This window comes from Bacillus sp. JJ1532 (genome assembly GCF_036965085.1).
Lineage (GTDB): Bacteria > Bacillota > Bacilli > Bacillales > Cytobacillaceae > Cytobacillus.
The window spans coordinates 1-14,700 of record NZ_JBALOW010000142.1; the positions used below are offsets into that span (position 1 = coordinate 1).

Below are 14,700 nucleotides of genomic sequence, written 5' to 3' on the forward strand. Positions count from 1 at the left end.
ATGGTTTACCATCAAAACTACAAATCTATTGGAGGTAAGCAATGAAAAACAAAAATAAGTTTTTAAAAGTAGCCATGAGTACAGCTTTATCAATTCCTTTACTACTTAATAGTACTATTACTTCTGCAGGTGAACTTACACAGGATGGAAATGGGAAAAATCACTCTTCTATACCTGAGATTGAGGTTATTGATGGAATGACCCAGCCAGTGTTTTCACATCAAGATGCGATTACAGAACGTATTTTTGTAGAAACAACTGTAGACAGTGATCGGGACGGTAATTTCGATCGGATTAGAGTTGATATTATGCGTCCAAAAGAAACCGAGGAAGGTTTGAAGGTACCTGTCATCTATGAAATGACTCCTTATCGATCCGGAATAAAGAATGTTCCCGTATATGATGTGGATGTAGAACACGATGCTGTTCCGAAAAAAGGAAAAGCCGGTGAAGATAGTGGCAAACCATATGCTGCCTATACAAATGATCGTTTTCCAACTTCATATGATAATTATTTCGTTCCTAGGGGTTATGCCGTTGTACTAGGCGAAAGCATTGGAACTGGTTTGTCGAATGGCTGTCCAACAACAGGTGATGAAAGTGAAATCCTTTCCACTCGTGCGGTTATTGATTGGTTAAATGGACGTGCCAATGCTTATACAGCAGATGGTGAACTAGTAACAGCTGATTGGACTACCGGAAATGTTGGTATGACAGGAGTTTCATATAACGGTACCCTCCCTAATGCTGTAGCAACCACAGGAGTAGAAGGCTTAAAAACAATCGTTCCAATCGCTGCAATTAGTAGCTGGTATGAGTACTATCGTGCCAATGGGCTTGTTACAGCACCAGGAGGTTATCAAGGAGAAGATGCCGATAACATGGCGGAGGCTATTTTAACAAGGGCAAATCCAGAAGTTTGTAAACAAGTAATTGAGGAACTTACTGAAGGAATGGATCGTCAATCGGGTGATTACAATGAATTTTGGTCTAAGCGTGACTATGTAAAGGATGCTAAAAATATTGATGCAAGTGTATTTGTCGTGCATGGGTTAAATGACTGGAATGTAAAAACAAAACAATTCTCCGATTGGTGGAATGCCTTAGAGAAGAATAATGTCCCAAGAAAGTTGTTGTTACACCAAGGTGGACATGCTGGTCCTACCTCGTATAAAGCTGACTGGAATACTATGTTGAACAAATGGTTTGACTATTGGTTATATGATATTGAAAATGACATCATGAATGAGCCCATGGTTGACATTCAACGTGAAGATCGAAGTTGGACAACAGAGCAAAACTGGCCAGCTGTAGGCACTGTTCCAACAACACTACATCTACAACCAGATTCTACAAATGGTACAGGAACATTTAGCTTAAAACCTGTCCCAAACAAAAATAAGCAGGATCAGTATTTCATTGATAATCCTTTAATTAAAGCTAATGAGTTAGTAACAAATCTAGAAACGAACTCTGAGAATCGACTCGTTTACATGACACCAGCTCTTACAGAATCCGTTCGTATCAGTGGTACACCTAAGTTAGAAATCCGCGCAAGTATTGATCGACCTGTTGCAAACCTGACAGCTTTACTTGTAAACTACGGTGCTGATAAAACAGAAATAATTACTAGAGGCTGGATGGATGTACAAAACATACATGATAAAACAAGATCAACTGCCTTAACACCGGGTCGTGAGTATACATTTACATGGGATATGCAGCCAGATGACTATGTATTTAACCCTGGAGATCGCCTCGGTATCGTTATCATTTCAAGTGATTATGATTATACAATTCGTCCAACAGCAGGAACGAAAATTTCAATTGACCCTGAGCGTAGCAAAATAATATTACCCATTGTTGGTGGACCTAAAGCGATAAATTGGGAGTAATGTAAAATAGTATAGCCTTTGCCAGTATGCCTGCCCCCTAGCCAATGTGCTAGAGGACAGGTTTCTCAATTATTATTTCATGTAATAAGAAGAAAGTTGCTTCCTAGTGTAGTTTTGGCCATGTGAATTTGAAGTAAAATCCCTTCAAAAAACACTCTCGCTTGTTGATTTTCTTGTCGAAGTTTTTTAATTTCGAGAACATTAATTCACAATATTTAACATTTGATTACAACCTATTTAACAAGTTACATGTAGGGTATTGTCGATAAAAACATTAATTTTGCATCGTTAGTTGACAGAATATTCTATAAATAATACTTATAATGAACTTAAGGTTTAAAAGAATTTATTTAATATTTTACATAACTAGCATTATATTTATGCGCCTTGCAAACTTCCGATAGAAGATTCTTTTATTTGTAGATTGCCAAGCTTACCCAAACAGTAGATTTCATGAAGATGCTGACATTTTTTTATGGCCTGTTGTCGGATTTATGGCTATGCGGTTTGAGGGGGGGTGATAAACCTAGAAGGGCATTAAGCTGTGAGAGGGGGGCAGTGGGGCAGAGGGGCAGTAAAAGGGTTAACGATTAAGAAATGCCGATAATACACAACCATCAGGGGGAAGCTTGCTAATTATTTTATATTCCAAATACAGACATGAAGTATCTTAATTTGCTAGAAGTTCTATTTTTTTGCCCGTATGTCGGACAAGGGTATAGCACCTTATATTTTAATAGGCAGTAGCATTGTTTGAAATGATTACCTACATACAAGGTAGGTTTTTAACCAAGAGGGAGGAGAATGGCTTTGAAGCTTAGAGGTAAGATTACCGCATTAACAACCACTATCATGCTTGCAATGTCATCCGCTGCTTTTGCTGCGGAACCAGGGCTAGACCAAATGCCCGACCCAGTGGATCCCCTATCATGGGTAAACCCAGAGGATATGACGTGGAATGATTATAATCAGGTCCCGGGAATTGACTGGAATACAGCGGATATTCAGCCTGAAACAGAACTTAGAGGGGCCTTGATTTTGGTTGACTTTCCGGATCAGGATTTTATCTTGACCCAACCGAAGGGTTCAGAGATCGCTGGTAACCCACAAGTCGACGCAATACCACGTGAGCAACTAGGACAATGGTGGAAGGACTTTCTAAATACTCCAAGTGAACTTAACAATTATCAGACAATCGATGGCTTTTGGAAAGAGAACTCTCAGGGGAAATGGGGCGTAAGCCTTGATTCGTATGGTCCATACCGCTTGGATAAATACGAATTTCAGTATGGGCTTAACTCTATGAATCCTGGTACCAAGCCAGAGCAATATCCAAGTGGAAACCTTTTTACAGATGGTGTAAATGCGGCTGCAGCTGACTTAACTGCATCTGGAGAAGAGTATGACTTTGCGTTCATCGTTCATGCCGGCTATGATGAATCGACTGTATGGCAAGAATTCGGCGAAATGATGTTCCTGAATCGGGAGTCAGTGTCTGATGAATTTGGACCGCCGGATTTACCTGGATTTGAAAACACACCAAACTGGGCACCGACTCGCTATGTACCATGGACATCCTACTATGCAGCCAAAACGATTTGGTCGGCTGCATCTAGTGCAAGAATAAATGGCAAAACGATTCGTGTCTCTATCCAAGGTGAAAGTGATGGCATGGGGACATTTGCTCACGAATTTGGCCATCTCCGCGGTCTTGGCGATAACTACAATAATGCGGCTCTTGACCCTAGAACCTATACGGGTTATTGGGAAACGATGAGCCGTGGTTCATTTAACGGCCCCGGTGGAACACACACTCGCTGGATGATTCCATCTACCCTTGGTGCTTCTTTATCGGCACCACATATGCTTCGAAATAAGATGAAACAAGGGTTTGTATCTGATGATGAAGTCCTGCAGTTAAACCGTGATGAATTAAAAGAATCTGGACCGGTGTTTGCGGATGTGATCGCGCGTCAAGCGCCAATTGGCAGTAAATTTGGCCGAACCGGAATCCACGGTATCAACATCAGCATGAATGAAGATTTAACACCAACAGATTACCTAGCCGGTGACTGGCGTAACGATAAAATAGGCAATAACAACAACAACAAGTACAATAACTACACCATTGAAGTGGTAGACCGCTTTGGTGCGGATTCCTTTGCAGCTGACTCTGGGGTATTGATAGCCAAAACAAAAAATGCAGAGACTGCCCCGTTTATGTGGGTAGTCGATTCACATCCTGAGGATATCAATCTGAAGGACTTTACGAGACCTGACGGCACAACAGCTATGGTTGGTAAAGGTGACCCTCGTCAATTACTTGATGCGTTATTCAAATCTGGTAATGGAGCAACGTTGGTCTCCGGACAATTCGATGGTTCTATTGATCAAGCCGCAATTGTCAGTGAGTACATCGATCCATACAATAAACTTCATTTCTACGTTTTAGGGAACAACAAAGACGCTGAAGGAGTACTTCGTTATCAGGTTGCCGTACGTCACACTGAGGGCTCAGGTGACTATAAACGCGGGGTAGATGTAAGCACTGGTAATGTACAACCTGCTGTAGAAGACAAAGTAGCGGTCTATCATTTTAATGTCACTAATACCGGTGAAGCGAAGGATCTTATTCGTGTCAACGCTTCCGCTGGCAATGATTGGGAAGTGCAGCTTGAGCACAACGTAGTTGCTGTGGAACCTGGCGCAACCGTCGCTGTACCTGTATACGTGAAAATTCCGAAGGGCAAAACAGCTCCAGAAAGCCTTACGTTTACAGCTACATCAGAGACAGACTCTAGTCAAAGCGATTCTGTGACGAATCTATTACCTAGTAAACTTAGCGCAACAGGTATAAGCTCTGTAATTGATAGCTTTAACAATGAGGGAGAATTCAAAGCAGGTGCAGCACAAGCACTGAAAGCACATTTAAGATCTGTGGAACAATTTGAAAAGAATGGCTCTCCAGATAAAGTTGTCAAACATATTAATGACTTCAAACAATTCCTAGATCTTAAGAAAGATGCGGATCAGATCTCCGATAAAGCGTATAACAGCTTGAAAGCGTATGCCGATGCAATGATTGAGATCTGGCAATAAGGTAGATTCACCTTTTTAGAAAATACCTCCTAATGCCAGCGATGCCTGGTGCGCGGGGAACAATTGTGAGTTTGTGGGACTCATAGGAAACAAAAACAATGGAATGGCTGGGACAGTTGACGAACTGTCCCGCCACATTTAAGTAGGTTGAGAAACGGTTACATCCATTTATTAGATTTTTATATGATTGTAAGCCGATTTTTAAAATCCATCGAGGGCAATGACTTTGGGTAGTTGTCAAAAGTAGGGGTGAAAATAGTTGAAGAAAACAATCACAGTTTTAGCCATATTATCATTGCTCTTAATACTTGGCGCCTGTACGAAGCAAACGTCAGGCGAAGAGAGCAAGGTACTTGTAAAAACGGACTATGGAACGATTACAGAAGATGATTTATTTCAAGAAGTGTCAAGTACCGAGCGGGGGAAAGAATTGATTCAGAAGTTGGTTTATATGCAAATTTTGGAAGGTAAGTATGAGGTAACTGATAAAGAGGTGAATCAACGGTTGAACGAGATAAAGGAACTGGCCGGAGATGAAGCTGGATTTGAAATGCTTATCATCCAACAGGGTTTTAAAGACGAAGAGGATTTAATAGAACAAATTAAACAAACCCTTTATTTCTTTAAAGCAACAACCGAGGGGGTGGAAGTTTCAGATAAAGAAATCAATGATTATTATGCACAACATATAGACGAATACACGGAGGTGAAAGCTAGCCATATTCTCGTGGATAAGGAGTCGACGGCAAAAGAAATTGCCGAGGAATTAGAGAAAGGAACGGACTTTGCCGAATTAGCAGAAAAACATTCAACAGATAAGGTGTCTGCATTAGCTGGCGGAGATTTAGGCTATCTTTCCGGCAAAAACAAGGAAATGGATCCGACATTTCTTGCAGCTGCTTTAAAATTGAAAAAAGATGAAGTAAGCGAGCCAGTCAAAACGATGTTTGGTTATCACATTATTAAGGTAACAGATAGAAAGGAAAAGCCATTAAGCGATGTGAAAGATCAAATCAGACAAACACTTATGGGACAAGAGGCAAAACCTATTCAGGAGGTTCTAAATAAATTAAATAAAGATATTGAGATTAAAGTAGATTCATTTAAAGATGCTTTTAAGGATGTAGAATCATAAAAACCAAAGATATCCCTTCAACTTTAACCTGTGCAATATTTGCTGATAGCCCCCATGGTAAAGAAGGCATTACTTGCGGAAAACCGTATTTTACGGAAAATATAGCAGTGCGTCTAATTTTTACATAAGCATATTTGGAAACCACAAAAATTCATTGTTTATGAAGGGAGCTGTTTCTACCCCGGCCACCGGTATCATTTATAGGTTTAAAGCCTTATAGGTCAATGCTTAGAATCGATTCAAGCATTGGCCTTTTTAATTAAAGCGAAATGCTAATCGTGTGGACAATTTCGGTTAATAGGTACCTTTAAGACCAATATTTCTTAAAGGGAGACGAAGAATTGACCAAGAGAAGAAAAATGAAAAGGATAACCGCAGCCCCAGTAGAAAAAACTATTAAGAAGTTATATGATGATTTTCAGCTTGATAACAGTATTAAAAATTTATCTGAAATGACAATCCGGTTCTATGTCCAAAACTTAATTCATTTTTTTCGGTTCACTGATGAGTTAACTGTTGCTAGTATTGCTGTTATTGATAAAAAGCTAGTGGATCACTATATCATGGCACTTAAACAAAAAGGTTTGAAGGATACCACAATTAATACTTAAGAGCAGCATGGGCCCATATCTATTTTGGAATTAAAGAGTGGAAAGAATTATACAAGCAACTGAAGGTACTTACAGAGGAAAAGAAATTTACCTTTATCCAGCCCATCAAGTGCCAGATTAATTACCGGAATTTAATAAAAACCGGACTATTAAGAATACGGTCATTTATAAAATTCTTATAATAATATGGTAGATGTTAATCATAAAGCTTCTATGTTTTATTTCATTTATATTTTTATTGATTTACTTATACCATCGTAGTAAGGCAAAGGGCAATTTAAAACTGAGAATATTTTAACAAAATATTTAATTAACTTTTATTAGGAATTAGTTAAATAAGTTCTCGGACAAAATCAATAAAGTAAAAGAAATTGTAAGGATGGAATCAATGATTCAATCCTTTTCCGTTAATTGGAAATTTGTAAATCTTTTTAAAAATCAACATTAAAATTTAACAGAGCCTAAATAATAAATATTAAATTTAAACATGTACCGATACGTTAACTAATTTTAAAGAAAATAGCCTAAACCATTTGTTTGACAGTTTAGGTTTTTAATCTTAATCAATAACGTTTTCCTTCGTAAACTCTCTTTCTTCCCCAAAAGAAAGCTCGATCACTTCTGTCTTTGAATAATCCTTCAATAATTCTACCAACTCTTTACCAGTATCCATCATATAGCCGACAATTGGGAAATTCTTTGTTAGTTGAGCATAAGAGTATAGGTTGGTTGCGGTGTTTTCGGTTGGAAAGTTATGGCTTGGGATGACGTATTTCACATCTAATAAATGCTGAATAGCATAGGCAGCCTCTTTCGGGACCATTGTAAGCTGGCCTGATGAAGAGAGGATGGCGATATCAGGCTGGTAGACATCTTGTATCAGCTTCATATCAAGCATTAAACCAGTATCTCCCGAGTGATAAACCGTATAATCATCTATAAAATCAAAAATATAGCCGGCTGCCTCTCCAGCTTAAATGGGTAATCCCTCAGTTTCACCATAGGATGAAGTATGTAAGGCTTGAACCATTGTTACATGTACATCATCTAGCGAAGCGCTCCCGCCGAAATTAATCGTAAAAACATTTTTCATTCCCTTTTGAAGAAGTATCATGGCTAAATCATACTGTGCAACAATCATGATATCTGGTTTAAATTGAATAAATTTAGATAAACCGCTCGTATGGTCTAAATGGCCATGAGTCAAAAAAACAGCATCTATTGATTTGTAAAAATCAGCATGATCTAACTCCTTTGCAAAACCAGGATTCATATCGAAAAACGGATCAATCAGATAATTTTTGCCTGTTTTGCTTTTAAATACATACATTGCATGACCTAAACGCCATATTTTCATATATTGCCTCCTCGTAAAGCGGATTATTATCTTCTATGAATAAACTTATGAAGACTGAAAGATATTGATGTATCTTTTGCTCATTCTCCAAAAAAGAACATAATAATTTCCAATTCCTCTTAATCTCCCTATCCATAAAAAAATTACTTTTTTGCTGTCCTTTTATATTTACTTGTTTGTTTCTTAAGATAGGACCCATAGGGAATAAAAAGAGGAAAAATGTTCTGTCTCATCACAAAACGAGTATACATGCTATATAAGCGATTGTTACCAGAAGGTCATAGGCACAAGCTTTTACTACTATGGTTGTCGCTGAATCCTCTCCTCTGATTTTGCAATATTGGATTCCTCCTAGGTTGGAAAAAAGAGAGGTCCCTAATGGATCCCATCGCTCCCCTCTGTTTACTCCAGCCCATATAACATTTTGAGCTTTGTTGGCTGCTTAGACATCCTATTGCCTTGCACGTCATCTAATTCTCCCAGCAAGGTTCAGATACATTTCATTTTTACTCGAAACATTGGTGACTTCACACGAAGAATTGTAAATCTAGCAAACTATGACATCAAAATATGGTGACTATCCCCAAGTGCGTTAAAGAAATGGGGGATAGTCACCTTTCTTTGAAAAATTAACCAGTATTAGAAATGATTTTTCCGGTAAGGCAGAAAAATCAAGGGCAAATACGGTCGGTGAATTCGGAAAATATTGATAATAATGACTTTGGAATTTTGGCACTTAACTTGCAACATAAAAGGTGAGAACGATGCACAGGAAATGGGGGGAATTTCATTGGATGTAGGTTTTTTTACAAGAAAAATGGCAAATGATTTAAATCCGTTGAATAAAAGAAAAATAGCCATACGAGAAGAAACGGGAAACTCATGGACGTATTCGGATCTGCACCATATATCAAACGCTTATGCAAATAAGCTATGCGAACTAGGTGTACGAAAAGGAGACCGTGTTGGTATTTTGCTTTATAACTGTCTCGAATATTTCGGACTCTATTTTGCTGTTGCAAAAATTGGAGCTGTTGCCGTTAGGCTTAATTTTCGGCTTTCAAGTGCCGAGCTCGAATATGCATTAAATGATTCGCAGACGAAAATATTATGCTTTCATTCAAACTTATCCCAAAAGCTGGAATCGGTTCTTCATCAAGTTTCTGTTGAGCATTTTATTTGTCTCGAAAATAGTAAAAAAGTGATTCCGAGTTGGTCTAAGCCTTGGAGTATTTTAGCAAGCGGTTCAGCAGATGAAGTCAAAGTAATTCACATAAAGCTAAACGATCCAGTTATGCTTATGTATACATCAGGGACAACCGGCAGACCTAAAGGTGCAATTTGGACCCATGATACAACATACTGGTTTTCAGCTATACAGGTATTAAAATGGAAGTTTACTGGGGAAGAAATTGGGATGACGACTGGACCTCTCTATCATGTTGGAGCGATGGAAGATATTGCACTTCCCATCTTGATGATGGGCGGATCTGTCATCATTACTAAAAGCCAAGGCTTTGAGATTGGAAGAATTCTTTCTGTAATTGAACGCGAAAATGTAACTGATTGCTTTTTATTCCCATTTATGATTTATGAGATGCTAAATTATCCTGAGCTGGATAAGTATCAGCTAAAGTCGTTAAAAACGATTTATTCCGGCGGTGACCCGTTAATGCCATGGGCACTTGAACAGTTAAAGAAGAAGTTTCCGCATCTTGGTGTTGTTCAAGTTTACGGTTTAACTGAAGGTCAGCCAATTGCGGCTGCGCTCGATTCAGAGGATGCTTTTGCGAAAGGCCATACAGTTGGAAAGCCAATGCCTCTTACAGAAATTAATATTATTGATGATAATGGAATGCCTCTTCCTTTTGGAGAAATTGGTGAAATTGCCATTAAAAGTCCGGGTGTTTCAGAGGGGTATTGGAGGAAGCCGGATGCAACAATGGAAACATTTGTGAATGGCTGGTGTAAAACAGGAGATTTGGGAGTATTCGATCAAGATGGCTATCTATCAATTGTAGGCAGAAAAAAGGACATGATTCGAAGCGGCGGTGAAAACATTTATGCAGCGGAGATTGAAGATGTAATATATCGCCATCAGGATGTAAAGGAAGTTTCTATAATTGGTATTCCTGACCCGAAATATATAGAAGCTGTATGCGCTGTTATTATTAAGAAAGAAGGGTCAAATCTTACAGAAGAAGATGTTATTGATTTCTGTAAACAATACCTGGCTAGCTATAAGAAGCCTAGAGAAGTAAGATTTGTTGATGAAATACCTCGTACTCCATCCGGAAAGGTGCAAAAGTATATTTTACGAAATCAGTTTAGCTGATTGAGTTAAATAATCCCTCTCTTTAAAGGAATTTACAATCTTAATGGCAGTTAAATTCTATCTAATCAGAAAGTTGAGGAGAAATCCGATGAATAAAGTTCAAGTAGTTTCGTGGTCGAAGATGAGCCAAATCGCAAAAATTGTGATCGATAATCCGCCTGTAAACGTACTTAGTGCTGACGTTCTCGAACAATTGAATCTTGTGATTGATGAAATTGAAAGCGATTCTGAAATTACAGCCGTGATTATTACCGGTGAAGGCGATAAAGCTTTTGTAGCTGGAGGAGATATTAAGGGATTCCCGGAATGGATGGGAAAAGGAATGGAGGAAGCGAAGCAAAAGTCACTTTGGCTTCAGGAACCACTTAACAAAATTGAAAGTTTGTCACGGCCAACGATTGTTGCCATAAACGGGGTGGCATTAGGCGGAGGATGTGAACTGGCTTTATGCTGTGATATTCGAATAGCAGAGGAACATATCAAGATTGGTCTTCCCGAAATTAAATTAGGTTTATTCCCAGGTGCTGGAGGCACACAAAGGCTTCCGCGTCTAGTTGGCAAAGCGAAAGCAAAAGAAATGATTTTCACTGGTGAGCCTTTAACTGCAGAAGAAGCCAAACAAATCGGGCTAGTCAACCACGTCGTTCCTAGAGGGAAATCTTTTGAAAAGGCGCTGGAACTCGCAAAGTCTATAAGCAGCTTTTCTTTACCTGCTCTTACTTTTGCTAAACGTTCTATTGACATTGGCTGCGAACAGCCGCTTCATGAAGGCTTAGTTACGGAAGCTGAAAATTTTGGTCATGTTTTTCAAACGAACGATGTAAAAGAAGGCGTTGAAGCGTTTATCCAAAAAAGGGAACCTAATTTTACCAATAAGTAAACTAAAATATATTGATTTGTTGTCGAAGAGCAACTGAATGTGGCGTCCGGTGAACGTTTATCCTTTTCACGAAGCGAAGTCCAGCGGAAGGGGCATGCTATAGAATGGTCTGAACCCAAAAAGTTAGACAATAATTTAGGCTGCTACTTGGGTATGAGTACGGTATTCATTTATGTGCCTATGACCTTTAGGTAGTAATTGGTCATAGGCATAAGCTTTTGGAGCCCACATTATATAAAAAAGCTACTTATGGATGGCTTTGAATCTTTAACAGGAGAAAATTTACATATTTTCTCAAAACTCGTTAGTGACAGACAATGCAACAATGTGATATTATATTTATAACAATTAACAAAATGTTAATTATAATTCAAAAAAGGTGATTAGAAGATGAGCGAGGAAATGTTAAATTATGATGTGAGCAAATATCGAACTCCTGATGGATATACGAGTGATATTGCCGTTTTTACTATTATTTCTACAGAAGTGGGACCTTATAAGCCTCCACAAAAAACATTAAAAATCATGCTCATTAAACGAGCGGAGAAAACAAAAGAAGGTAGCCCCAATATAGAAGCAGGGAAATGGGCATTGCCAGGTGGTTTTATTAGACCCGAGGAAACCGCATATGATGCAGCAGTTAGAGAGTTAAGCGAAGAAACAGGAGTCACAGGGTTAAGAATCAAGCATTTTGGCGTCTATGATCAATTTGGCCGAGATAAGCGGGGATGGATTATTTCAAATGCCCATTACGCAATTGTTCCAGAAAATAAGCTCGTCAAAAGGAGAGCAGCAGATGATGCAGCAGAGGTGGAGCTATTCTCCATGGACGAAGTGTTTCAGCTCGAGTTGGCTTTCGACCACAGGCAAATTATTGAAGAAGCTTTATGGTTTATAAAAAAAGATATGTCCTTAACAACATTGGCGAAAAACTTCTTGCCAAAGCAATTTGTCCTATCGGAACTGCAAGGGGTTTTGTTAACTGTCATGGATGAGCCTTGGCTTAAGCTTGATTCTCAATTTTTTCGGAAAGCTCCAACATTACCTTTTATCGAAAAAGTCATGAAGGATGGAGAACCGCAAAAAACAAATCGCTGGTCGAAAAATAAAGCACAGTTGTATCGATTTAATGATTACGAGCCATTTGTTTCAATTTACAATGCCAAATATTAATTTTTTTACATTTTATAATTAACAATATGTTAATTAATAGTTAATAAGGAGTGATGAAAAATGAAAATTTGGAGAGATTGGACCATTTTTGAAAGGTTATGGCTTCTAACTTTTACGCTTATTAATATTTACTTGTTTTTTGCCTGGGATGATACGATTCTTGGGTTAATCACGTCAATTTCTGGAATGTTTTGTGTTGTTTTAGTCGCAAAAGGGAAAGTCAGTAATTATTATTTTGGCATTATCCAAACAGGAACCTATGCCTATATCTCGTATGGCTATGGCCTATATGGTGAGGTAATGCTCAATGCCCTGTTTTATTTTCCGCTTCAATTTGTTGGGATCTATCTTTGGAAGCAGCATACAACTGACAACAAGATTAAAGGTGAAGATATTCAAATCAACGCTTTAACGAAAAAAGGCTGGATCGCCACGATGATATCCTTTCTGATTGTTTTTGTTCTATATGCGCTGCTTTTACAAAAAATCGGAGGAAATGTGGTTTGGATTGATTCCGCAACTACGACATTATCTGTCATTGCCCAAATCCTCATGTTAAGAAGGTACACGCAGCAATGGTTATTTTGGATCGCGGTGAATGTGTTATCAATTGTACTCTGGGTGAAGGCATTGATCTTACAAGGTGGCAATGATGTATCGATGCTTGTCATGTGGTCGGCGTTTCTAATCAATAGCATATATGGTTATTACAATTGGACGAAAGTATATAAAAAACAGAAGGGGGAAGTGATGTAAATGAAAAAGGTTGGGTTTTTTGGAGGAAAGTTTTTGCCTTTGCATCAAGGGCATGTGTTTGCAATTGTCAAAGCTTCTGCAATGGTGGATGAATTATACGTTGTGCTTTCTCATAGTGAAAAAAGGGATCGGGAAATATGTGATGGAAGCAAGCTATCCTACATTCCAGCTCAGATTAGGCTGCGATGGCTCTCTCAATTAACAAAGGAAATGGAAAATGTCAAGGTCGTGGAAGTGGAGGATAAAGACGGCAACGAGGATTATAACTGGGAAGAAGGCTCTTTGAAAATACGACAAGCGATTGGGAAAGAAATCGATGTTGTCTTTAGCTCTGAAATCGAATACGAACTAATTTTTAAAGAATTATATCCTGAAGCGAAACACATCCTGATTGATGAAAAAAGAGACCAAGTTAAGATTTCTGCTACCAAGATTCGGGAAAAAGGGATCTTTGAATATTGGGTTTACATTCCCGAGGTGGTAAAACCGTATTTTATTAAAAAGGTGGTCATTTTAGGGACTGAAAGCTGTGGGAAATCCACTCTTACTAGAAATCTAGCATTTATCTATAACACAACCTATGTCAAAGAATACGGAAGAGATTATTGTGAATATTTAGGAGGCTGCGATGGGATTATTATAGAGGAAGATTACCCGGTGATTGCGTACGGCCATAAACTTAAAGAATATGAAGCTATTAAAAATGCCAATAAAATCGTCTTTATCGACACCGAAGCAGCGGTTACTCAATTTTACTCAGAGCTGTACAATCAAAAACACCAAACAGTCTTAAATGAAATCGCTCGAATTCAAAAATATGATCTATGTCTATATTTGGAGCCTGATGTCAAATGGGTCGATGATGGATTAAGAGTGCATGGGGAACAAAAGATCCGTGAAGAGAATAATAAGCGGTTGAAGGAAATATTGGAGGAGAATGGGATTGAGTTTGTAAGTATTAGTGGGACGTATCAAGAGCGCTTGGAAAAATCTATGGAACTGATTGGTAGAATGTTAGAGAGGATATAGCCAGTAAGGAGTAAAATAAAAGTTTAGGTAATGAGATGAGAAAGTTAAAGGACGCGAATTATGGATTTGCAGTTTTTCGATTTTTATTTGAATAATTCGTGCCTGTTGCTCAATTCTTTAAGGTACTGGGGGACTGGCACTTTTTTAAAAAAATAATCAAAATTAATTAATATCATGTCAAAAGTATGGGCAAACTAAAGGGATTATGTTAAATATAGAATTTATTGTAGAGGTTTCTACATAAACCCCGGCTGCTTTAATAGCGTTCTGATGCACTGTAAAAGTTCTTAAAAACTTTGATAAACCCACCAACATCCATTATGTTGTCATTACAGTCCAAGCAGTTGGAAATTTAATAAGAAATCAGACCTTGATAAAACATAAACCCTTTGCTAGTTTTAGCAAAGGGTTTATGTATGTAGTACAAATA

At 38.3% G+C, this 14,700-nt stretch carries 9 protein-coding genes and 1 pseudogene; 9 read left to right on the top strand and 1 reads right to left on the bottom strand.

The features are described 5' to 3' along the window. The first annotated feature begins 41 nt into the window (after positions 1-41). The 4 genes from V7122_RS25370 to V7122_RS25385 all read left to right on the top strand — a co-directional run bounded on the left by V7122_RS25370 (position 42) and on the right by V7122_RS25385 (position 6,740). A complete protein-coding gene (locus V7122_RS25370; protein ID WP_438824810.1) occupies positions 42-1,895 on the top strand; it encodes a Xaa-Pro dipeptidyl-peptidase in 1,854 nt (617 codons plus the stop codon). 804 nt (positions 1,896-2,699) lie between these two features. Then, on the top strand, positions 2,700-4,994 hold the full coding sequence (locus tag V7122_RS25375) for a M6 family metalloprotease domain-containing protein (protein ID WP_335530029.1): 2,295 nt from the start codon (positions 2,700-2,702) through the stop codon (positions 4,992-4,994). A 259-nt stretch (positions 4,995-5,253) separates the two neighbouring features. After that, positions 5,254-6,129, top strand: coding sequence for a peptidylprolyl isomerase (locus V7122_RS25380; protein WP_335530032.1), 876 nt, complete (start codon positions 5,254-5,256; stop codon positions 6,127-6,129). 341 nt (positions 6,130-6,470) lie between these two features. Beyond that, positions 6,471-6,740 (top strand): site-specific integrase, encoded by a 270-nt coding sequence (locus tag V7122_RS25385; protein ID WP_335530035.1) that lies wholly within the window; start codon positions 6,471-6,473, stop codon positions 6,738-6,740. 559 nt (positions 6,741-7,299) lie between these two features. Here V7122_RS25385 and V7122_RS25390 read toward each other — a convergent pair. After that, positions 7,300-8,097 (bottom strand): annotated as a pseudogene (locus V7122_RS25390) (metal-dependent hydrolase). A 790-nt stretch (positions 8,098-8,887) separates the two neighbouring features. On the opposite strand from V7122_RS25390, the gene V7122_RS25395 reads away from it, so the two are divergent. The 5 genes from V7122_RS25395 to nadR all read left to right on the top strand — a co-directional run bounded on the left by V7122_RS25395 (position 8,888) and on the right by nadR (position 14,270). Next, the gene (locus V7122_RS25395; protein ID WP_335530038.1) at positions 8,888-10,432 is read left to right on the top strand and encodes an acyl-CoA synthetase; all 1,545 of its coding nucleotides are present in this window, start codon (positions 8,888-8,890) and stop codon (positions 10,430-10,432) included. 88 nt (positions 10,433-10,520) lie between these two features. After that, a complete protein-coding gene (locus tag V7122_RS25400; RefSeq protein ID WP_335530039.1) occupies positions 10,521-11,312 on the top strand; it encodes an enoyl-CoA hydratase in 792 nt (263 codons plus the stop codon). Positions 11,313-11,702: 390 nt separating this feature from the next. After that, the gene (locus V7122_RS25405) at positions 11,703-12,485 is read left to right on the top strand and encodes an NUDIX hydrolase (RefSeq protein ID WP_335530042.1); all 783 of its coding nucleotides are present in this window, start codon (positions 11,703-11,705) and stop codon (positions 12,483-12,485) included. 60 nt (positions 12,486-12,545) lie between these two features. Beyond that, positions 12,546-13,241, top strand: a complete 696-nt coding sequence (gene pnuC, locus V7122_RS25410) for a nicotinamide riboside transporter PnuC (protein ID WP_335530044.1) — start codon at positions 12,546-12,548, stop codon at positions 13,239-13,241. Continuing rightward, positions 13,242-14,270: a multifunctional transcriptional regulator/nicotinamide-nucleotide adenylyltransferase/ribosylnicotinamide kinase NadR gene (nadR, locus tag V7122_RS25415; protein ID WP_335530046.1), complete on the top strand. Its 1,029-nt coding sequence runs from the start codon at positions 13,242-13,244 to the stop codon at positions 14,268-14,270. It abuts the gene before it with no gap. Positions 14,271-14,700 lie beyond the last annotated feature (430 nt).

What these genes read in the sequence shown, in the direction of transcription:
- V7122_RS25370 (WP_438824810.1), top strand. Translation starts at nt 42, where the DNA reads ATGAAAAACAAAAATAAGTTTTTAAAAGTAGCCATGAGTACAGCTTTA.
- V7122_RS25375 (WP_335530029.1), top strand. Translation starts at nt 2,700, where the DNA reads ATGGCTTTGAAGCTTAGAGGTAAGATTACCGCATTAACAACCACTATC.
- V7122_RS25400 (WP_335530039.1), top strand. Translation starts at nt 10,521, where the DNA reads ATGAATAAAGTTCAAGTAGTTTCGTGGTCGAAGATGAGCCAAATCGCA.
- V7122_RS25405 (WP_335530042.1), top strand. Translation starts at nt 11,703, where the DNA reads ATGAGCGAGGAAATGTTAAATTATGATGTGAGCAAATATCGAACTCCT.
- pnuC (WP_335530044.1), top strand. Translation starts at nt 12,546, where the DNA reads ATGAAAATTTGGAGAGATTGGACCATTTTTGAAAGGTTATGGCTTCTA.
- nadR (WP_335530046.1), top strand. Translation starts at nt 13,242, where the DNA reads ATGAAAAAGGTTGGGTTTTTTGGAGGAAAGTTTTTGCCTTTGCATCAA.